This is a genomic window from Pseudomonas sp. GD03903, assembly GCF_029840045.1.
Taxonomy (GTDB): domain Bacteria; phylum Pseudomonadota; class Gammaproteobacteria; order Pseudomonadales; family Pseudomonadaceae; genus Pseudomonas; species Pseudomonas pseudonitroreducens.
On record NZ_JAOCBT010000006.1, the window covers coordinates 61,894 to 82,319 of the forward strand.

At 65.2% G+C, this 20,426-nt stretch carries 19 protein-coding genes; 9 read left to right on the forward strand and 10 right to left on the reverse strand.

Annotated features, from left to right (window positions below; genetic code table 11):
* Window positions 1–233 precede the first annotated feature (233 nt).
* Window positions 234–1,487: a serine hydroxymethyltransferase gene (gene glyA / locus N5C91_RS11190; protein WP_024763060.1), complete on the forward strand. Its 1,254-nt coding sequence runs from the start codon at window positions 234–236 to the stop codon at window positions 1,485–1,487.
* A gap of 304 nt (window positions 1,488–1,791) precedes the next feature.
* Here glyA and N5C91_RS11195 read toward each other — a convergent pair whose 3' ends face one another.
* Window positions 1,792–2,283, reverse strand: coding sequence for a hypothetical protein (locus N5C91_RS11195; protein ID WP_279829639.1), 492 nt, complete (start codon window positions 2,281–2,283; stop codon window positions 1,792–1,794).
* 278 nt (window positions 2,284–2,561) lie between these two features.
* Between N5C91_RS11195 and N5C91_RS11200 the strand changes: the two genes are divergently transcribed.
* The 3 genes from N5C91_RS11200 (at window position 2,562) to N5C91_RS11210 (ending at window position 5,652) form a co-directional block, all read left to right on the forward strand.
* Window positions 2,562–3,857 (forward strand): NCS2 family permease, encoded by a 1,296-nt coding sequence (locus tag N5C91_RS11200; protein WP_236200447.1) that lies wholly within the window; start codon window positions 2,562–2,564, stop codon window positions 3,855–3,857.
* 122 nt (window positions 3,858–3,979) lie between these two features.
* A complete protein-coding gene (gene trmA / locus N5C91_RS11205) occupies window positions 3,980–5,065 on the forward strand; it encodes a tRNA (uridine(54)-C5)-methyltransferase TrmA (RefSeq protein ID WP_279829643.1) in 1,086 nt (361 codons plus the stop codon).
* A gap of 95 nt (window positions 5,066–5,160) precedes the next feature.
* Window positions 5,161–5,652: a DUF4136 domain-containing protein gene (locus N5C91_RS11210; protein WP_236200449.1), complete on the forward strand. Its 492-nt coding sequence runs from the start codon at window positions 5,161–5,163 to the stop codon at window positions 5,650–5,652.
* Window positions 5,653–5,672: 20 nt separating this feature from the next.
* Here the strand turns inward: N5C91_RS11210 and N5C91_RS11215 are convergent, their stop codons facing one another.
* Together N5C91_RS11215 and N5C91_RS11220 are read right to left on the reverse strand one after the other, a co-directional pair.
* The gene (locus tag N5C91_RS11215; RefSeq protein WP_024763056.1) at window positions 5,673–5,975 is read right to left on the reverse strand and encodes a DUF1883 domain-containing protein; all 303 of its coding nucleotides are present in this window, start codon (window positions 5,973–5,975) and stop codon (window positions 5,673–5,675) included.
* 99 nt (window positions 5,976–6,074) lie between these two features.
* The gene (locus N5C91_RS11220) at window positions 6,075–6,533 is read right to left on the reverse strand and encodes a DUF4345 family protein (protein WP_279829646.1); all 459 of its coding nucleotides are present in this window, start codon (window positions 6,531–6,533) and stop codon (window positions 6,075–6,077) included.
* 200 nt (window positions 6,534–6,733) lie between these two features.
* Here N5C91_RS11220 and N5C91_RS11225 point away from each other — a divergent pair, with 200 nt between their 5' ends.
* Window positions 6,734–7,168, forward strand: a complete 435-nt coding sequence (locus N5C91_RS11225) for a DUF411 domain-containing protein (protein ID WP_279829648.1) — start codon at window positions 6,734–6,736, stop codon at window positions 7,166–7,168.
* A 153-nt stretch (window positions 7,169–7,321) separates the two neighbouring features.
* On the opposite strand, the gene alaC is transcribed toward N5C91_RS11225, so the two are convergent.
* On the reverse strand, window positions 7,322–8,539 hold the full coding sequence (gene alaC / locus N5C91_RS11230; protein WP_236200453.1) for an alanine transaminase: 1,218 nt from the start codon (window positions 8,537–8,539) through the stop codon (window positions 7,322–7,324).
* Between the two features lie 172 nt (window positions 8,540–8,711).
* Between alaC and N5C91_RS11235 the strand changes: the two genes are divergently transcribed.
* Both N5C91_RS11235 and N5C91_RS11240 read left to right on the forward strand, forming a co-directional pair.
* Window positions 8,712–9,572, forward strand: coding sequence for a PhzF family phenazine biosynthesis protein (locus N5C91_RS11235; protein WP_236200454.1), 861 nt, complete (start codon window positions 8,712–8,714; stop codon window positions 9,570–9,572).
* A gap of 67 nt (window positions 9,573–9,639) precedes the next feature.
* Window positions 9,640–10,542, forward strand: a complete 903-nt coding sequence (locus tag N5C91_RS11240; RefSeq protein WP_236200455.1) for a neutral zinc metallopeptidase — start codon at window positions 9,640–9,642, stop codon at window positions 10,540–10,542.
* A gap of 80 nt (window positions 10,543–10,622) precedes the next feature.
* Here N5C91_RS11240 and N5C91_RS11245 read toward each other — a convergent pair whose 3' ends face one another.
* Entirely contained in the window at window positions 10,623–11,057 is a 435-nt protein-coding gene (locus N5C91_RS11245) for a response regulator (protein ID WP_279829651.1), read from the reverse strand.
* Between the two features lie 156 nt (window positions 11,058–11,213).
* On the reverse strand, window positions 11,214–13,109 hold the full coding sequence (locus N5C91_RS11250) for a propionyl-CoA synthetase (RefSeq protein ID WP_279829653.1): 1,896 nt from the start codon (window positions 13,107–13,109) through the stop codon (window positions 11,214–11,216).
* Window positions 13,110–13,412: 303 nt separating this feature from the next.
* On the opposite strand from N5C91_RS11250, the gene N5C91_RS11255 reads away from it, so the two are divergent.
* Window positions 13,413–13,592 (forward strand): hypothetical protein, encoded by a 180-nt coding sequence (locus N5C91_RS11255; protein ID WP_236200458.1) that lies wholly within the window; start codon window positions 13,413–13,415, stop codon window positions 13,590–13,592.
* On the opposite strand, the gene N5C91_RS11260 is transcribed toward N5C91_RS11255, so the two are convergent.
* The 3 genes from N5C91_RS11260 to N5C91_RS11270 form a co-directional block, all read right to left on the reverse strand.
* Window positions 13,593–14,768: a multidrug effflux MFS transporter gene (locus N5C91_RS11260; protein WP_279829655.1), complete on the reverse strand. Its 1,176-nt coding sequence runs from the start codon at window positions 14,766–14,768 to the stop codon at window positions 13,593–13,595.
* 211 nt (window positions 14,769–14,979) lie between these two features.
* The gene (locus tag N5C91_RS11265) at window positions 14,980–18,132 is read right to left on the reverse strand and encodes an efflux RND transporter permease subunit (protein ID WP_279829656.1); all 3,153 of its coding nucleotides are present in this window, start codon (window positions 18,130–18,132) and stop codon (window positions 14,980–14,982) included.
* Window positions 18,133–18,144: 12 nt separating this feature from the next.
* Entirely contained in the window at window positions 18,145–19,329 is a 1,185-nt protein-coding gene (locus N5C91_RS11270) for an efflux RND transporter periplasmic adaptor subunit (RefSeq protein WP_279829658.1), read from the reverse strand.
* A 154-nt stretch (window positions 19,330–19,483) separates the two neighbouring features.
* On the opposite strand from N5C91_RS11270, the gene N5C91_RS11275 reads away from it, so the two are divergent.
* The gene (locus N5C91_RS11275) at window positions 19,484–20,116 is read left to right on the forward strand and encodes a TetR family transcriptional regulator (protein WP_236200462.1); all 633 of its coding nucleotides are present in this window, start codon (window positions 19,484–19,486) and stop codon (window positions 20,114–20,116) included.
* 36 nt (window positions 20,117–20,152) lie between these two features.
* On the opposite strand, the gene N5C91_RS11280 is transcribed toward N5C91_RS11275, so the two are convergent.
* Window positions 20,153–20,350, reverse strand: coding sequence for a cation transporter (locus N5C91_RS11280; RefSeq protein WP_024763044.1), 198 nt, complete (start codon window positions 20,348–20,350; stop codon window positions 20,153–20,155).
* Window positions 20,351–20,426: the final 76 nt, after the last annotated feature.

Sequence of the window (20,426 nt, forward strand, 5' to 3'; positions counted from 1 at the left end):
GAGCGGACTCCGTCCGCGATGTGCCACCGGCCGGTTCGGAGCTGCCGGGAAGCGATCGCGGACGAAGTCCGCTCCTACATCCAACCCACCATCGGCGTTACACCCATTTCCGCACGCCAGTTGGCCTTGAACCCCGCTTGTCAGCCACATGACCGCCTTTCATGTGCCAGCACCAGCGCCTTGGGTTAGAATGCGCGCCTTTCCCCCAGCACCCGATCCTTAAGAGGACCGCCATGTTCAGCCGTGATTTGACCCTCGCCCGCTACGATGCAGAACTCTTCGCCGCGATGGAGCAGGAAGCCCAGCGCCAGGAAGAGCACATCGAGCTCATCGCCTCCGAGAACTACACCAGCCCGGCGGTGATGGAAGCCCAGGGTTCGGTGCTGACCAACAAGTACGCCGAAGGCTACCCGGGCAAGCGCTACTACGGTGGTTGCGAGTACGTCGACGTCGTCGAGCAACTGGCCATCGACCGTGCCAAGGAGCTGTTCGGTGCCGACTACGCCAACGTCCAGCCGCACGCCGGTTCCCAGGCCAACGCCGCTGTCTACCTGGCCCTGCTGTCGGCCGGTGACACCATCCTGGGCATGAGCCTGGCCCACGGCGGTCACCTGACCCACGGCGCCAGCGTTTCCTCCTCCGGCAAGCTGTACAACGCCGTGCAGTACGGCATCACCGACGCCGGCCTGATCGACTACGACGAAGTCGAGCGCCTGGCCGTCGAGCACAAGCCGAAGATGATCGTCGCCGGCTTCTCCGCCTACTCCCAGGTCCTGGACTTCGCCCGCTTCCGCGCCATCGCGGACAAGGTCGGTGCCTACCTGTTCGTCGACATGGCCCACGTGGCCGGTCTGGTCGCCGCTGGCGTCTACCCGAACCCGGTACCGTTCGCCGACGTGGTCACCACCACCACCCACAAGACCCTGCGCGGCCCGCGCGGCGGCCTGATCCTCGCTCGCAAGAACGAAGAGATCGAGAAGAAGCTGAACTCCGCTGTCTTCCCGGGTGCCCAGGGTGGCCCGCTGGAGCACGTGATCGCCGCCAAGGCCGTGTGCTTCAAGGAAGCCCTGCAGCCCGAGTTCAAGGCCTACCAGCAGCAGGTTCTGAAGAACGCCCAGACCATGGCCAGCGTGTTCATCGAGCGCGGCTTCGACGTGGTTTCCGGCGGCACCCAGAACCACCTGTTCCTGCTCTCCCTGATCAAGCAGGACATCACCGGTAAGGACGCCGACGCCGCCCTGGGTCGCGCCTTCATTACCGTGAACAAGAACAGCGTGCCGAACGACCCGCGCTCCCCGTTCGTTACCTCCGGCCTGCGTATCGGCACCCCGGCCGTCACCACCCGCGGCTTCAAGGAAGCCGAGTGCCGCGAACTGGCCGGCTGGATCTGCGACATCCTCACCAACATGGGCGATGAGTCCGTGGTGGACGGCGTGCGCGAGAAGGTCAAGGCCATCTGCGCCAAGTTCCCGGTCTACGGCGCCTAAGCCCAAACCGCGAACCGCGATTAAAAAAGCCCGGCAGATGCCGGGCTTTTTCATGTCTGTCGCTCGCGGAACGCAGGCTGAACCTGTAGGAGCGAGCTTGCTCGCGAACAGGCTCCAGTCTGGCCCCCGCGTTGTGCGGTTCGCGAGCAAGCTCGCTCCTACGAAAAATCCGCTGCGCGCCGGTAGCACCAATAAAGATTCGTAGGGCGCATGACGCGCCAGCGTTATCAGCCTCCGGGCCGACGGCGGATAACCTGTTCCAGGTTATTCGCCCTGCACTGGGATACGCCCCATAAAGGACGGGCTATGGCTGCCCGCCTGATTTCTGCTCCGGCTGCACCGGCACATCGCGCAGTTCATTGAGCCGGCGCACCAGCGTCTCCGCCTCGGCCTGGCTGGCAAATCCCTTGAGCATCACCTGCCCATCCGTCACCACACGCGTCACCTTGGGTAGCAGGCGCAGTTGCCCATCGATCACCACCGCCAGGGCCTTGCCTTGCTCTTCCTCGGTCAGCTTCGCCAGGCGCTGGCTGGCTTCGGGCGTGAAGCGCACTCGCACTGCCGGCTTGCCGTCGGCGACGCTGGCCAGCTCGGCTCGCTGCACGTCGTGCTGGGTCAGCACCGGGTGGGTTTCCAGTAGCACGGCCTTGCCCTGCGGGTCAGCCAGGGTGCGGGTGCTGGCCGTGGGCTTCTCGGCCACCGCATGGACGTCGAATGTGTGTTGCGGGGCCGACGGCAGCGCACCGGCGCAGGCGCCCAACAATGAGGCGAGGAGGATCGGAATAGAGCGTTTCATCGAGTACGAATCGGACAGGACGACCCGGTCGGGCCAGGGTTATGGAGAGTCAGACCACAGCAGTTGCACAAGTTGCACTCCCTTGGTCGGCACCCGCGACTAAGCTTGCAGACGAACGGATGCTGGCGGTCCGGTCAGAAATTCTCCGGCTCAGGGCAAGCTGGTATCATGCGCGCCTTTTGCCGGTCACAAGAAAAGGCGCACGGCCCACCTGGGCACGCACCTTGCTTTTCCCGGCCAGAACGATAACGGCGCAAGAGCGTCACGGGGAGCCAAACATGCTGGAAAAGCTGTTCCAACTCAAGGCGCACAATACCAATGTGCGCACCGAGATCCTGGCGGGTATCACTACCTTCCTGACCATGGCCTACATCCTCTTCGTCAACCCGAGCATCCTCGGCGAGACGGGCATGGACAAGGGCGCGATCTTCGTCGCTACCTGCCTGGCCGCAGCCATTGGTTCGGCCATCATGGGCCTGATCGCCAACTACCCGATTGCCCTGGCTCCCGGCATGGGCCTGAACGCCTTCTTCACCTACACCGTGGTCCTGCACATGGGCCACACCTGGCAAGTGGCGCTCGGTGCGGTGTTCCTCTCCGCATGCATGTTCTTCATCATTTCGATCTTCCGCATCCGCGAGTGGATCATCAACAGCATCCCGCTGGCCCTGCGCTCGGCGATCGCCGCCGGCATCGGCCTGTTCCTCGCGCTGATCGCGCTGAAGGAATCGGGCATCGTCGTCGCCAACCAGGCCACCCTGGTGGGCATGGGTGACCTGGCCAAGCCCGCGCCGCTGCTGGCGATCCTCGGCTTCATCCTGATCGTCGCCCTGGAAGCCCGCCGCGTGACCGGCGCGGTGATGATCGGCATTCTGGTCGTCACCTTCATCTCCATCGCCATCGGCGTCTCCCAGTTCGGCGGCGTGGTATCGATGCCGCCGTCGCTGGCGCCGACCTTCCTGCAGCTGGATATCAAGGGCGCGCTGGACATCGGCCTGTTCAGCGTGATCTTCGCCTTCCTCTTCGTCGACCTGTTCGACAACTCCGGCACCCTGATCGGCGTGGCCAAGCGCGCCGGCCTGATGGGCAAGGACGGGCACATGCCGAAGATGGGCCGCGCGCTGATCGCCGACAGCTCCGCCGCCATGGTCGGCTCGCTGCTGGGCACCTCTACCACCACCAGCTACATCGAGTCGGCGGCGGGCGTTTCCGCTGGCGGCCGCACCGGCCTGACCGCCATCGTGGTCGCCCTGCTGTTCCTGCTGGCGCTGTTCTTCGCGCCGCTGGCGGGCAACGTCCCGGCCTTCGCCACCGCGCCGGCCCTGTTCTTCGTCGCCGTGCTGATGGCCTCGGGCCTGGCCGAGATCGACTGGGACGACCTGACCGTCGCCGCCCCGGTGGTAGTGACCGCCCTGGCCATGCCGCTGACCTTCTCCATCGCCAACGGCATTGCCTTCGGCTTCATCACCTGGACCGCCTGCAAGCTGCTGTCCGGCCGCTTCCGCGAGCTGAATCCGGCGCTGGTGATCCTGTCGATTCTGTTCGTGATCAAGCTGGGCTGGTTCAACGCCTGATTTTACTTTCGCGGCATGGGTATCGCTGCGCTCCACCCATCCTACAAATGGCAACAACGTAGGATGGCGTGGAGCGCAGCGATACCCATCAAATGCCGCCGACTACACGAGTTACCCGTCCCATGAGCAGTCCGCGTTTCGATCCCTCCCAATACGACAGTCAACTGGCCGACAAGGCCGCGCGCCTGCGCGAGCTGCTGGCGCCATTCGCCGCGCCGGAACCGGAGGTGTTCGATTCGCCCCGCGAGCATTACCGCCTGCGCGCCGAGTTCCGCCTGTGGCGCGAGGGCGAGGCGCGTCACTACGCAATGTTCGAGCAGGGCGACAAGCACACGCCGATCCTGATCGAGGAATTCCCCATCGCCAGCCAGCGCATCAACGAGCTGATGCCGCGCCTGAAGGCCGCCTGGGCCGAGCCGACGCTGGGCCACAAGCTGTTCCAGGTGGAATTCCTTACCACCCTGGCGGGCGATGCGCTGATCACCCTGTGCTACCACCGCCCGGTGGATGCAGCCTGGCAAGTCGCCGCCGAGAAGCTGGCGGCCGAACTGGGTGTAAGCATCGTTGGCCGCTCCCGCGGCAAGCGCCTGGTGGTGGGCCGTGACTATGTGAGTGAGGAACTGACCGTTGCTGGCCGCACCTTCCGCTACCGCCAACCGGAGGGCGCCTTCACCCAGCCCAACGGCGAGGTCTGCCAGAAGATGCTCAACTGGGCTTACCAAGCCCTGGGCCAGCGTGACGACGACCTGCTGGAGCTGTACTGCGGCAATGGCAACTTCACCCTGCCGCTGGCCACCCGCGTGCGCAAGGTGCTGGCCACCGAGATCAGCAAGACCTCGGTGAACGCCGCCCTGGCCAATCTGGCCGACAATGCTGTGGATAACGTTACCCTGGTGCGACTCTCCGCCGAGGAGCTGACCCAGGCGCTCAACGACGTACGCCCGTTCCGCCGCCTGGCCGATGTCGATCTGAAGTCCTACGAGTTCGGCAGCGTGTTCGTCGATCCGCCGCGCGCCGGCATGGACCCGGACACCTGCGAGCTGACCCGGCGCTTCGACAACATCCTCTATATCTCCTGCAACCCGGAGACCCTGGCGCAGAACATCGCCCAGTTGCACGACACCCACCAGGTGAGCCGCTGCGCCCTGTTCGACCAGTTCCCCTACACCCACCACATGGAAGCCGGCGTGCTGCTGACCCGCCGCTGAGCACCGACCTCGAGCACGGGCCGCCCAACCTAGGGTTGGGCGGCGCCTCGGTTTTCTGCAGCTAGGCTTGCGGAACAACGACAAGAGGCACGCCCATGTCCCGCCTGATCCTTCCCCTGCTGTTCCTGCTGCTGAGTGCCTGCGCCGGTAGCGACCCTGCCGATATCAGCGTCTCCCCCGCCGCCAATGGCCGGCAAAGCACCTTCTTCATCCAGGCCGTGCGCGCGCAGGGCCACCGCGAAGACCTCGAAGATCGCTTCGATCTCGCCGTGCGCCGCGCGCTGGAAGCCAAGGGCTACCACTACCAGGAAAACTCGGCAGAGCTGCGGGTGATCTATGCCGTCGGCCTGGACAGCCAGACCGGCATCGTCCAGCGGCCGGTGGCGACCAGTGCAGGCGTGATGACCCAGACCCAGTTCACCGATCAGGAACAGGCGCGCCTGGCGCTGAGGATTCTCGACGAGGCTACCGGCCAGGTGCTGTACCAGGCGCAAGTGGCGCGTCAGCTGCACGACCCGAAGATCACCCAGCAGGCCGTGGACGAAGGCATCGCCCGCCTGCTGAAGGATTTCCCCGCGCACCAATGAATGGGCCGGGGAACTGAGGATCAGCTGAAGTTCGACGGCGACTTGCGCACGAACTTGATGCTGTACTTGAAGTCGGCCTTGCGCGTGACACTGATGGCACGGCGGGTGACGGTGTCGATGGTGATGTTCCAGTTGCCGGTGCTGGGCACCTTGATCTTGGCCGGGAACCGGTCGAACGCGCCGCCGTGGTAGGAGTGACGGCCGCCATTCTTGAAGCTGCGGAAGTTCGCGTCGGTCATCAGGCGGATGTTGCAGGTCATGGAGCACTCGATGACGACTAGGTCGCCTTCGTTGAGGTGTTCACGCTGATGGACGAACTTCATGCTGACTCCGCTGCTACTACCGCAAAATCAATACGATAGCACGGAGCGGGGGCGGCCCGGCAGCGGCGCTGCATCTGGGCGTCGCCACTCATCCGAAGCTCAGAGCCCTTCGAAGTCCGCCTTGCGTTCCTCCGGCTCCTGCTCCTCACGCACCACCACCTGGCGATTGCGCGACTGCCGCTCGAGCCAATAGAGGGCGAAGATCGCCAGCACCGAGATCACCCCGCGGTAGACCACGCCGGCCAGTTGCGCGTCCCATTCCATGCCGCCTTCGGTCCAGGCGATGAGCAGGCGCGACAGGGTCAGGGTGAGTTGCACCAGGATCACCAGGATCAGCGCCGGCCGCACCAGCAGGCGCCGACGCAGGGCGAAGACCAGGAACAGCGCGAGGGCGAACTGGTGGCCGCCGTAGAAGACTCGGGCATCGCTCACCGAGGACGGCTCCATCAGCAGCATGCCGCTGAGGTTGGCCATTTCGTAGGGGCGAATCCAGTAGAGCAGTCCCAGGCCACCCCAGACCAGAGCCTGGACCAGCAGGACGAGACGGGCGAAGAGCATCCGATTTCTCCTTGGCCATGCAGCCATTGCCGAGCGTCCGTACCTGCGACCGGGAGTCGCGGACGCACCACCGATCAGCTAGAGACCCCGCACGGCACGGCAAGTTCGACGCCCGCGTCATATGGGGAAACAAACCGCGGGTGGGGCCGCGACACCCGCGGGAGTATGCTCGGTCGCGTTCGAATTTCGAGGTTCCAACCATGCGCACCCTGCTTCTGCTCACTGCCCTTGTCGCCGGCGCCGCCCAGGCCGCCGAGCCGCTGAGCATCGACGTGCACCGCGATGCCAATTGCGGCTGCTGCAAGGACTGGATCAAGCATCTGGAAAGCAACGGCTTCACCGTCAACGACCACGTCGAGGCGGACATGAGTGCAGTGAAGACCAAACTCGGCGTCCCGCACAGCATGGGCTCGTGCCACACCGGCGTGATCGACGGCAAATTCGTCGAAGGCCACGTGCCGGCGGCCGACGTCCTCAAGCTGCGCGAGCGAGCCGACCTGATCGGCGCCGCCGTACCGGGCATGCCGATGGGCTCGCCGGGCATGGAAATGGGCGACCGGCATGACGCCTACCAGGTCGTGGGCCTGAACAAGGCCGGTCAGCGCGAAGTGATCGCCGACTACCCGGCACACTGACGCCAGGGCTATCCCTCACCCCTGAGCGCTGGTGCGCCGGCGCGCGGGGCACTCTCCAGGTTCCCGCGCGGCAATGCTCCGCGAGCACGAAGGGGTGAGGGACTCCAAATGAAAAGGGCGACCGTCGGGTCGCCCTTTTCATTCATGCGGCTTTCACTCGGCCTTGGCCGGCAACAGGCCGTCGGCGCGGAACATCGCCTTGATCCCACGCACGGCCTGACGCAGGCGGTCGCGGTTCTCGATCAGGGCAAAGCGCACGTGGTCGTCGCCGTAGTCACCAAAGCCGATGCCGGGCGACACCGAGACCTTGGCATCCTTGAGCAGCTTCTTGGCGAACTCCAGCGAGCCCAGGTGGGCGTAGGGCTCGGGGATCTTTGCCCAGATATACATCGAGGCCTTGGGGTTCTCCACCATCCAGCCAGCCTCGTGCAGCCCTTTGACCAGCACATCGCGGCGCTTCTGGTACTGCTCGGCGATGTCGCGCACGCACTGCTGGTCGCCTTCCAGCGCGGCAATGGCAGCTACCTGCAGCGGGGTGAAGGTGCCGTAGTCGTGGTAGCTCTTGATCCGCGCCAGGGCCGAGACCAGTTCCGGGTTGCCGACCATGAAGCCGATGCGCCAGCCCGCCATGTTGTAGCTCTTGGACAGGGTGAAGAACTCCACCGCGATGTCCTTGGCGCCGGGCACCTGCATGATCGACGGGGCTTTCCAGCCGTCGAAGGTGATGTCCGCGTAGGCCAGGTCGTGCACCACCAGCACGTCGTAGCGCTTGGCGAGATCGACCACGCGCTCGAAGAAGTCCAGCTCCACGCACTGCGCGGTGGGGTTGGAGGGGAAGCCGAGGATCATCATCTTCGGCTTGGGAATCGACTCGCGGATCGCCCGCTCCAGCTCGTTGAAGAAGTCGATTCCCGGCACCAGCGGCACCGAGCGCACCTGGGCGCCGGCGATCACCGCGCCGTAGATGTGGATCGGGTAGCTGGGGTTGGGCACAAGAATGGTGTCGCCGTGGTCCAGGGTCGCCAGCATCAGGTGCGCCAGGCCCTCCTTGGAGCCAATGGTCACGATGGCTTCGGACTCCGGGTCGATCTCGACCTCGTAGCGGTCGCGGTACCAGTGCGAGATGGCGCGACGCAGGCGCGGAATGCCACGGGAGGTGGAGTAGCCGTGGGTGTCTTCGCGCTGGGCGACCTGGCAGAGTTTCTCGACGATGTGCGGCGGCGTGGCCCCGTCCGGGTTGCCCATGGACAGGTCGATGATGTCCTCGCCACGGCGGCGGGCGGCCATCTTCAGCTCGGCGGTGATGTTGAAAACGTAGGGGGGCAGGCGATCGATGCGCGCAAAGCGACGAGCTGAACGGGGTTCAGTCATGGTGTCCTCTGATTAACGTAGGCGCCCGGAACCGTCCGAGCGACGCCGGCCACTGCGGTGGCCTGGAAAGCGCGGCGCTGTGACCTGCGCTTTCTTGTCGGCGAACATATAGCTCGCTAGGCTGGCTGTCGAGTTTTTCTTTGCGCCGCTCAAGGGCGGCATCTGGAGGCCCATGTCCGCGCAACAGTACTGGCAACTCGACGTCTTCGCCGACCAGCCGCTCACCGGCAATGGCCTGGCGGTGTTCCCCGACGCCCGCGGCATCCCCGCCCAGACCCTGCTGGCGCTGACCCAGGAGCTGCGCCAGTTCGAGTCGATCTTCCTATTCCCCTCGGCCACGCTGGACACCTATTCGGCGCGCATCTTCACCGTCGACGAGGAACTGCCCTTCGCCGGCCATCCGGTACTGGGCGCCGCGGCGCTGCTGCACCACCTGCACCAGCGCGGCGAAGAGGAACACTGGACACTGGAGCTGCCGGCAAAGGCGGTGAAGGTGGTCACGCGCCGCCGCGGAACGGGCTTCCACGCCGAGATGAATCAGGGCCCTGCCGACTTCGGCACTGTGCTGGACGATGACGCGCGCCGCTGGTTCGCCGAGGCCTTCTCGCTGTCTGCTGCCGACCTTGCCGACTATCCGGCCGCGGTGGTCAGTACCGGCCTGCCCTATCTGCTGCTGCCGGTCCGCGCAGAAGCCCTGGGACGCGTGCGCCAGTGCACAGATCTGACGGCCGAACTGGCCAGACTCAATGCCGCCTTCGTTTTCGTCCTGGATGTGGATAATCGCGAAGGCCGTACCTGGGACGGCGCCGGGATCATCGAGGATATCGCCACCGGCAGTGCCGCCGGCCCCGTCGCCGCCTACCTGGTGGAGCTGGGCAAGGCACGCCGCGGTGAGCTGTTCCACCTCACCCAGGGGCGCTTTGTCGGCCGCCCGAGCCGACTCGACGTACAGGTCGGCCAGGACGATGACGTCCGCGTCGGCGGCGACGTCCAGCTACTGGCCCGCGCAGAGCTGCTGCACCGTTTCGCCTGACGACCGGGCTGGCGGCCTGCCCCACCCGAGACAACACTGAACCCACCTGTTCGATGGAGATGCCGCCATGCAATGGCGCAAAGGACGACGCAGCGACAACGTAGTGGATGCCCGCGATGAAACCGGTGGCGGCATGGGCGGCGGCGGAGGCATGCGCATCGGCGGCCGCGGCCTGAGCCTGGGTGGCGTGGCCATCGTGGTGGTGATCGGCCTGCTTTCCGGGCAAGACCCGATGACCATACTCGGCTCTCTGCTGGGGCAGATGGACGTTTCCCAGCAGCAGGCACCGAGCCGTCCGACCCAGGGCAAGCCAGCCACTGGCAGCGACCCGCAGGTCGAGTTCGTCCAGTCGATCCTCGGCGACACCGAGGACACCTGGGGCGAGATCTTCGCCCGCAGCAACCAGCAGTACGAACAGCCCAAGCTGATCCTCTTCAACGGTGGGGTGAACTCCGCGTGCGGCTTCGCCTCCTCGGCCGTGGGCCCGTTCTACTGCCCCGGCGACCACCGCGTGTACCTCGACCTGGGCTTCTTCCGCGAGATGGAACAGAAGTTCTCCGCCGCTGGCGACTTCGCCCAGGCCTACGTGATCGCCCACGAAGTCGGCCACCACGTACAGAACCTGCTGGGCATCTCCGCCAAGATCAACGCCGCACGCCAGCGCGGTGCGCGCATGGAGGGCGCCAACGGGCTTTCGGTGCGCCAGGAATTGCAGGCCGACTGCTTCGCCGGTGTCTGGGCCAACCACGCCCAGCAGCGCCTGAACTGGCTGGAGCCGGGCGACGTGGAAGAGGCGCTGAACGCCGCCAACGCCATTGGCGATGACCACCTGCAACGCCAGGCGCGCGGTACGGTGATGCCGGACTCCTTCACCCATGGCTCGTCCGCACAGCGTGTGCGCTGGTTCAAGCTCGGCTTCGAAAGCGGCTCACCGGGCAAGTGCGACACCTTCAAGGCACAGACGCTGTAGCGCACCGCTCCGGCGCCATCGCCGCTGGATCAACCTCTTGCAGTAGCACGCCATGCACGCACCGCGGGCATGGCGCGCTCCTACAGGCTATGGCTGAGCGCATGCAGGAAACTGGCTGGATCAACGGGTTTCGACAGGAAACTCAGCACGTTCAGCGGTGTATCGCAGAGAGAGTCCCCAAGATCGCTGCGCGCGGACAGCACGATGATCGGCAGGAAGGTGCCGGCCCTGTTCAGCTCGCGGATGAACGCCAGCCCCGGCCCGTCGCTCTCCAGCGCCAGGCCGCTGACCAGCAGGTCGATGGTCGCTTCTTCCCGATGGATACGCCGCAACGCCAATGCTGCGCTGCTGGCGGTGAGACACCGCAGGTTGGCCCCTTCGATCAACCGGCGTGTGCGGGCCAGCACGACGCGGTCATCGTCCACCAGCAGCACCACGGGCCGCCTGGGTGCGCGCGCAGTGATCTCGCGCAGAGCCTGGAGCTCCTCGTCATCGAGGACAACGCGCTTGGACATGGGCGCAATACTACCGATAGAGGCCAGATGACATCATTCTAGATGGCAAACGTCTGGCATTCCTGCCGGACCAAGGTTTGGCGATAGACGGAATAAAAAAGGGCCGCAACGAGTGCGGCCCTGGAAATACGCCGGCCAGGCCGGCGTCGTGGGATATCAGCCAGCCTTGGCCAGACCTGCCTGGCCAAGGCGCTCGGCGATCTCGCCGAGAATAGCCGGATCGTCGATGGTGGACGGCGGCGCGTAAGCCTCGCCATCGGCAATCTTGCGCAGCACGGCGCGGAGGATCTTGCCGGAGCGTGTCTTGGGCAGGCGCTTCACCACCAGCGCCCGCTGGAAGCAGGCCAGTGCGCCGATACGCTCGCGCACCAGCGCCACCAGTTCGCGCTGCAGGTTGCCTTCGGTCACCTGCGTACCATCCTTGAGCACCACCAGCCCCAGCGGCACATGTCCCTTGAGGTCGTCCTGCACGGCGATCACCGCGCATTCGGCGACGGCTTCGTGCAGCGCCAGCAGCTCCTCCATCTCGCCAGTGGAAAGGCGGTGGCCGGAGACGTTTATCACGTCATCGGTACGCCCCATGATGTAGACGAAGCCCTCCTCGTCCAGGTAGCCGCCGTCACCGGTGTGGTAGTAGCCGGGATAGGTCTTCAGGTAGGCCTGTAGGTAGCGCGGATGATCGTTCCAAAGCGTCTGCGCACAACCGGGGGGCAACGGCAGGGCGATGACGATGGAGCCCTGTTCGTTCGGCCCCAGCAGCCGGCCTTCGCCATCCACTACCCTCACGTCATAACCGGGTACCGCGCGGTTGGTGGAGCCGGCGCGCAGGTCATGGCCGCCCAGGCCGGTGCAAGGCGCGGTCACCGGCCAGCCGGTCTCGGTCTGCCACCAGTGATCGTGCACAGGCTTGCCGGTGAGTTCCTCGAGCCAGTGCTGCGTGCTGCTGTCGAGCTTCTCGCCGGCCAGGAACAGGTGCCGCAGCGAACTCAGGTCGTAACGTTTGAGCAGATCACCCTGGGGATCTTCCTTGCGAATAGCGCGGATCGCCGTGGGCGCACAGAACAGGCTGTTGACCCGGTGCTCCTCGATCACCCGCCAGTAGCTGCCGGCATCCGGTGTACGCACCGGCTTGCCCTCGTAGAACACCGTGGTGCAGCCGTGCATCAACGGACCGTAGACGATCAGCGAGTGACCGACCACCCAGCCAACGTCGGAAACGCCCCACCAGACGTCCCCCGGCTGCAGTCCGAAGATGCTCGGCAGCGCGTAACTCAGCGCCACCGCATGGCCACCGTTGTCACGCACGATGCCCTTGGGTTTCCCGGTCGTGCCGGAGGTATACATGATGTACAGCGGGTCGCCGCTGGCGACTTCCACCGGGTCGACCGGTTGCGCGTGGGCCAGGGTTTCACGCCAGTCCAGGTCGCGACCGGCGCACAGCTCAGCCATCGCCTGCGGACGTTGCAACAGCAGTACGTGAGCCGGCTGGTGGCTGGCCAGCTCCAGGGCCTTGTCCACCAGCGGCTTGTATTCGATCACCCGTTCGAACTCCAGGCCGCAGGAGGCGGTGAGCACCAGCTTGGGCTTGGCATCGTCGATGCGCAGCGCCAGCTCGTGGGGCGCGAAGCCGCCGAAGACCACCGAGTGCACGGCGCCAAGGCGCGCGCAGGCCAGCATGGCCATGGCCGCCTGGGGCACCATCGGCATGTAGATGATCACTCCGTCGCCCTTCTCCACCCCCAGCGCTCGCAGGGCGCCAGCCAGACGCGCCACTTCATCGCGCAGTTCCAGGTAGCTGAAGCGCTGCTGGGTGTTGGTCACGGGGGAGTCGTAGATCAGTGCGGCCTGGTTGCCACGGCCGAGCTCGATCTGCCGGTCGAGGGCCAAGTAGCAAGTGTTCAGGCGGCCATCGGCGAACCAGCGATGGCTGCCATCAGGCAAGGCTTGCAGGGTGTCCTGCGGGGCGCGGTACCAGGCCACGCGGCCGGCCTGCTCGGCCCAGAAGGCGGAAGGCTCGGCGATGGAGCGCTCATGGGACTGCCGGTAACTCATCGTCACTGCCTCTTATTGTTGTTATCGAGGTCGAACAACGAGTATGGACGGGGATCGCCACCCCACCATCAACCTTTGGTCGTAGTCCTCCCGCACGATGCGCAGGCGGCCGGGCACTATTGCTTTGCAGGATTTTTCAGCGAAGCGGCGCGACAATCGACGCAGCGCTCTGGAACGGAGGTTGGAGGGCTTTCCAGCGGAGCCGCCACCGCATGTCGGCGACCACGGGTCGCACCCGCTACCGCCATCTGGCGGGACTACACTGAGAGTCCCTTTTCACCTGACAGCACAGGGGTGCGCACCGTGAACATCCTCGTCCGTCCGTCCAGCCTCCGCAAAGACCAGCCGTGGGAAGTCTGCCTCGATCAGCAGGCCGTGCGCTTCCGCAGCGAGCGGGAGGCGCGCAGTTTCGTCGCTACCCTCGAAGCCCGCCTGAAAGCGCCGCACCGACTGCCAGAACTGGTGCAACGCGCCGCCAGTTGATCAGGCCGCGCGCTCGCTGATCTGCCCGCTCAGCCAGCCGAGCACCGCGGCCACCAGGCCGCAGACAGTAATGACCACGGCCATCGGCAGCGCCGAGCCGTCGTGCAAGGCACCGACCAGCGCAGAAGCACCGGCCGCGACGGTGAACTGCAGGCTGCCCATCAGCGCCGATGCGCTCCCGGCGTGCCGGCCCTGGCTGGCCATCGCGCAAGCCGATGAGTTGGGCATCAGGAAGCCAAGGCTGGCGATGGCGCCGAACAGCGGTACCAGCAGCGGCCACAGGTGCTCGGGCTTGGCCAGGGTGATGGCTAGCAGCGCCACGCCGCAGCCGAAGTACACCCATACCGCCCGGCGCAGCCAGAACCCGGGCCCGCGATAGCGCAGCAGCCGCGCGTTGACCTGCGCCATCAGGATGAAGCCTGCCGCGTTGCTGCCGAAGATCCAGCCGTAGTGCTCCGCCGGCACCCCGTAGAGTTCGATGAACACGAAGGGCGAGCCGGCGATGTAGGAGAACATCCCGGCAATGGCAACCCCGCCGGTGAGTGCATAGGTGATGAAGGAGCGGTCGCGGAACAGCGCACGGTACTGCTTCAGCGCCCCTCGCAGTGGCGCGCGCGGCCCGGCCGGAATGGTCTCCGGCAACCACAGCGCGATGGCCCCGCCCGCCAGTGCGCTGAACAGCGTCAGGCAATAGAAGATCGATTGCCAGCCGGACAGGCTGAGCAGCAACCCGCCTCCCAGCGGAGCGAGGATCGGCGCCAGCCCCATCACCAGCATCAGTTGCGAGAAAGCCTTGGCGGCTGCGATGGGATCGCACAGGTCACGCACCACTGCCCGCGAAATCACCATCCCCGCACAGCCCCCGAGCGCCTGCACGAAACGCGCACCAATCAGCCATTCCAGGCTCGGCGCAAAGGCACAGGCCAGGGATGCCGCGGTGAAGATACTCACACCCAGCAGCAACGGAATACGCCGCCCGATTCGATCGGCCAATGGGCCATAGAGCAATTGGCCAATGGCGAGGCCAGCGAAGTAGGCCGAGAGACTCAACTGCACATGTTCGACATCGGTGCCGAACGCCAGCGCCAGCGCCGGGAAGCTGGGCAGGTAGAAATCGATGGCCATGGGCCCGAAGGCGCTGAGGGCGCCGAGGATCAGCAGGATGCGGAGGTTCATGGATCACCTGGTCACACGCGACCGCCGAAAAGCGGTGGGGACCGCGGGCAGGCAGATGTGGATATCTTGTTGGCCCGCACGGGTGGCGCGGCGAAGCCATGCATTGTGGCTTGGCCCGAAAAATTAGCAAGCTCCCTAAGCACTTCCCGAGGCAACTCCCAAAATAGTGGGAGAGTCAGGTCCGGCCGCGCAGGCCGGACCTGTCGCAATATCAGACCTCGTGCGTCCCCTCTGCGCCGGGCTTGGCCTTGTTCTTGCGCCCGCTGAGCTTGTCGGCCGCCGACTCCACCAGCATGTAGAACATCGGGATGAGGAAGGTCGCCAGCAGGGTCGCGGCGAGCATGCCGCCGATCACGCCGGTACCGATCGAGTGCCGGCTGGCGGAGCCGGCGCCGGTGCTGATGGCCAAGGGCACGCAACCCAGGATGAAGGCCAGCGAGGTCATCACGATGGGGCGGAAACGCAGCTTGGCCGCCTCGAGTGCCGCTTCCACCGGCCCCATGCCCTGCTCTTCGCGGCACAGCACGGCGAATTCGATGATCAGGATGGCGTTCTTTGCCGCCAGGCCGATCAGGGTTACCAGGCCGACCTGGAAGTACACGTCGTTATCCAGCCCGCGCAGCCAGATCGCCAGGATCGCGCCGAAAACCGCGAACGGCACGGCGGTAACCACCGCCAGCGGCAAGGTCCAGCGCTCGTACTGCGCAGCGAGGATGAGGAACACCAGGATCAGGCCGAAGATGAATGCGGTGCTGCCCGAACCCTGGGTCGCCAGTTCCTGGTACGCCGAGCCGATCCAGGCCAGGGTGTAGTTCTCCCCCAGCACCTGGTTGGCCACTTCCTGCATCGCCGCCAGCGACTGCCCGGAGCTGTAGCCCGGCGCCGGGCCACCGAGCAGCTTGGCCGCCGGGAAGACGTTGAAGCGTGCATAGGAGTCGGGGCCAAGGATGCGCTTGACCGAGATCAGCGTGGAAAGCGGCACCAGATCACCGGTGGATGAGCGCACGAAGACCTGGCTCAGGTCATCCGGTTTGCGGCGGAACTCCGGCTCCGATTCCAGGGTGACCTGCCAGGTCCGGCCATAGAGGGTGAAGTCGTTGACGTAGTAGCTGCCAAAGGTCGACTGCATGGCGGTGAACACGTCGTTGATCGCCACCCCCAGCGAGCGCGCCTTGGTACGGTCCAGGTCTATGTAGTACTGCGGCACGTTGGCGTTGAAGGTGGTGTTGACCCCCGCCAGTTCCGGGCGCTTGGCCGCGGCTGCGAGAAACTTCATGGTCACCTCTTCCAACTGCTCGGAGGTGCCGCCGCTACGATCCTGGATATACGCCTCGAAGCCGCCGGTGGTACTCATGCCGGTGATCGGTGGGGGGTTGAAGGACATCACCACGCCATCTTCCTGACCCGCGCCCATCTTCATGAATTCATGGGTCAGGTTGCGCGCGTCCAGTTCGGGCGTGGTGCGCTCCTTCCAATCCTTCAGCGGCACGAAGGACACCCCGGCGTTGCTGCGGGTGCCGAAGGTGAGAATGTCGAAGCCGGCGAAGGTCACCACGTCCTGCACCGCGGGGTGCTTCATCAGCTGATGGGTGACGTCGCTGGTGAGCTTCTCGGTCCGCGTCAGCGACGCCGCCGGCGGCAGGAAGTAGGCGTTGAGCACGTAGCCCTGGTCCTCGTCCGGCACCAGCGAGCCCGGTACCCGGCCGAAGAGGATGACCAGCAAGGCGATCATCCCGCCGAACAGCAGCAGGCCGAGCGCAGCGCGCTTGAGGAAGAACTGCACGCCGGCGCCGTAGCCATTGGTGGCCTTCTCGAACATGCGGTTGAACCAGCGGAACGGTGCCGCCGGCTCCTTGTGTTCGGGCTTGAGAATCAGTGCGCAGAGCGCTGGTGACAATGTCAGCGCGACGATGCCGGAGATCACCACCGACACCGCGATGGTGATCGCGAACTGCTTGTACATCTGCCCGGCCAGGCCACCGAGGAAACCGACAGGGATGAACACCGCGCACAGCACCAGCACGATGGCAACGATCGGCCCGGTCACCTCCTCCATGGCCTTGATCGCCGCTTCCTTGGGCCCGAGCTTCTCGGTGCGCATCACCCGCTCGACGTTTTCCAGCACCACGATGGCGTCGTCCACCACGATGCCGATTGCCAGCACCATGCCGAACAATGACAGCAGGTTGATGGAGAACCCCATCAGGTACATGCCGGCGAAGGTGCCGACCAGCGAGACGGGAATCGCCAGGACCGGGATCAGCGTGGCGCGGATGCTCTGCAGGAACACGAAGACCACGATCATCACCAGGATCAGTGCCTCGATGAAGGTATGGATCACCTCCTCGATGGAGACCTGCACGAAGATGGTCGTGTCGTAGGGAATCTTGTAGGTGATGCCCTCGGGGAAGCGCTTTGCCATGGCGTCCATGTGGTCGCGCACGGCCTGGGCGGTATCCAGTGCGTTGGCGCCCGGCTGCAGGTAGATACCGAAGGCGGCGTTCTGCTGGCCGTTGAGCGAGGTCACCAGGGAGTAGTCCTGGGCCCCCAGCTCGACTCGCGCCACATCCTTGAGCAACAGGCTGGCACCTGTTGGATCGCTGCGCAGGATGATGCTCTCGAACTCCTTGGGATCGGTGAACCGCCCCTGGGCGGTCGCCATGTAGGTGAAATCCTGCGGCTCCTTCATGGGCTGCTGGCCGAAGCTGCCGGCGGCGAACTGCGAGTTCTGCTCGCGGATCGCGCTGGCGACGTCCGAGGGAGTCATGTTGTATTGCGCCAGCTTGTCCGGCCGCAGCCAGATGCGCATGGAGTAATCCTTGGAGCCGAACTGGCTGACGTCACCCACCCCGGGAATCCGCTTGAGGTCGTCGATCACGTTGATCAGCGCGTAGTTGCTGATGAAGATCGGGTCGCGGGAGTTGTCCGGCGAGAACAGGGTCACCACCTGCAGGATGTCGGAGGATTTCTTCTCCACCTGCACCCCCTGCCGACGAACTTCTTCAGGCAGCTTGGCGAGCGCAGCCTGCACCTTGTTGTTGACGTCGATGGTGGCCTGGTCCGGGTCGGTGCCTACCTCGAAGTACACGGTCAGGCTCATGGCACCGCTGCTGTCGGAGTTCGACAGCTGGTAGATCATGCCCTCTACGCCGTTGATTTCCTGTTCAAGAGGCGCCGCCACGGTTTCGGCGATCACCTGCGAGCTGGCGCCGGGATAGGAGGCCGACACCGACACCTGCGGCGGCACGATCTCGGGGTACTGGGCGATGGGCAGTGCGCGCATGGCAACGAGGCCGGCGAGCAGGATCACGATGGATATCACCATCGCGAACACGGGACGTTCGATGAAGAAGCGCGAGATCACGATGGGCGCTCCTTAGGACTTGGCCTGGGCGGGTTGCGTCGCGGGGGGCTGCGGTGGTGCCTCGCTGGCCTTGACCGGCTGGTCCGGCCTTACCTTGGGAATGCCCTCGACGATGACGTGGTCGCCATCGTCTACGCCGGCATCGATGATCCAGCGACCGTCCACGGTCTTGGACGTGGTGACCTGGCGCACGCGGGCGAAGCCGTCCTTGTCCACCACGTAGACGAAGGTGCCACGCGGCCCCTGGGCCAGCGCACGCTCGGGCAGGGTGACCGCATTGTTCTGGGTAATGCCGGTGATCAGGATGCGCACGAACTGGCCGGGGATCAGCTGGTTGTGCGGATTGGGCACCACCGCACGGGCATTCACGGTGCCGGTGCCGGTGTTGACGAAGCTGTCGGTGAAGTCGACGACACCCTCGATCGGGTACTTGCTGCCGTCGCCGAAGCGCAACTCGGCGGTCAGCTTGCCGTCCTTGGGCAGGATATAACGACCACTCTTCACCCCGTCGTTCATCTGCGCGGCCTGGGTGTCCGGGTAGGCGAAGTTGACGTACACCGGGTCGAGCTGGGTGAGTTTGGTCAACAGGCTGGAGTTGGGGTCGCTGGCCACTACCAGGCTACCCTCGGAGCGCACTTCCTTGCTCGCCATGCCGGAGATCGGCGCGGTCACCGTGGTGTAGTTGAGGTCGATCTGCTTGGCCTGGACGTTGGCGCGGGCGGCCTCGACGTCGGCCTTGGCCTGTTCGAAATCGGAGGTGTAGCGGTCCAGTTCGCTTTCGCTGGCGAAGCCCTTGGCCTGGAGCTCACGGATGCGCTTGAGGTCACGCTCGGTCTGGCGATAGCGCGCCTGGGTCTGCGCCAGCGAACCCTTGGCCTGGCCCAGCGCGGCCTGGTAGGGGCGCGGGTCGATACGGAACAGCACCTGGCCTTCCTTCACCGGCCGGCCTTCCTCATAGGTGCGACGCTGGAGGATACCGCTGACCTGGGCGCGCACTTCCACTTCGCGGTAGCCGGCAGTACGTGCGGCGTACTCGAAGGTCAGCGGCACCGGGGCGCTCCTGGCCACTTCGACCGTCACCGCCGGGGGCGGAGGCGCTGGCGCCGCTGCTTTGTCCTCGGCCTGGGCCCAGGCAACGAACAGGGCTGGCAACCCAACGACAGCAAGCGCGACGGGCAAACGACGGGCAAACGGCATGTAACCTCTCCATGGAAATGACTGACGGCGAAACCCGAGGGACGAAGACAGTGCGACTTTTACCTACGCCAGTGTCTGTAAAGCACTGTTAGCGCAATAAAATCAGTAAACTGCCTGTCACTCAGTGATCCTAGCCTGTATACCAACAAGCGCCATGCGAAGAACTAAAGAAGATTCGGAACGTACACGTCAGACGATTCTTGACTCGGCTGAAGGCCTTTTTTTTGCCAAAGGCGTCTCCAATACCAGCCTGGAAGAGATCGCCCGCGCGGCCGGCGTCACCCGTGGAGCGGTCTACTGGCACTTCCAGAACAAGGCCCATCTGTTCAACGACATGCTCAACCAGGTTCGCCTGCCACCCGAGCAACTGGCGCAGCGCTTGTCTGGCTGCGACGGCCACGATCCGATCGAATCGCTGTTCCAGCTCAGCGTGGAGGTGGTCGAGAACCTCGCCCGCGACGAGCAGCGGCGGCGCATCCTCACCATCCTCCTGCAACGCTGCGAATTCACCGATGAACTGCGCGACGCCGAGGAGCGCCACAACCAGTTCGTCCGGCAGTTCATCGAACTTTGCGAGCAGCTGTTCAACCGCGCGGATTGCCTCACGCGGCTCATGCCAGGCGTGACGCCCAAGGTGGCCTCGCGCGCCGTGCATGCAATGATTTTCGGCCTGCTCAGCGACTGGCTGCGCGACCCGGCCCTGTTCGATCCGCTGCAGGAAACCCGCGAGCTGTTCGATGCGGTGTTCCGCGGCCTGGTGCGCGACTGGCACCCCGCGCAGGCATGAGGGCCGGCAGGGCGCCGGCCCGCAAGGGATGAAGCGTCAGGCCGCCTCGGCCTCGTAGCCTTCCTCGCGAATCGCCGCGAGGATCGCTGAATCGTCCAGCCGGCTGGCGACGCGGACTTCGCCGGCGCCCAGGTCGACCTGCACGTCCGCCGCGGCGTCCAGCGCCTGTACCGCCTGGGTGATGGCCCGCACGCAGTGGCCGCAGCTCATGCCTTTGACAGTGAAGGTATGCATGGAATGTCTCCTCAGATGGGTTGAAACACTGGGTGCAGTCTCGACCTTGCCACCATGGCAAGGTCAAGCCTCTCGC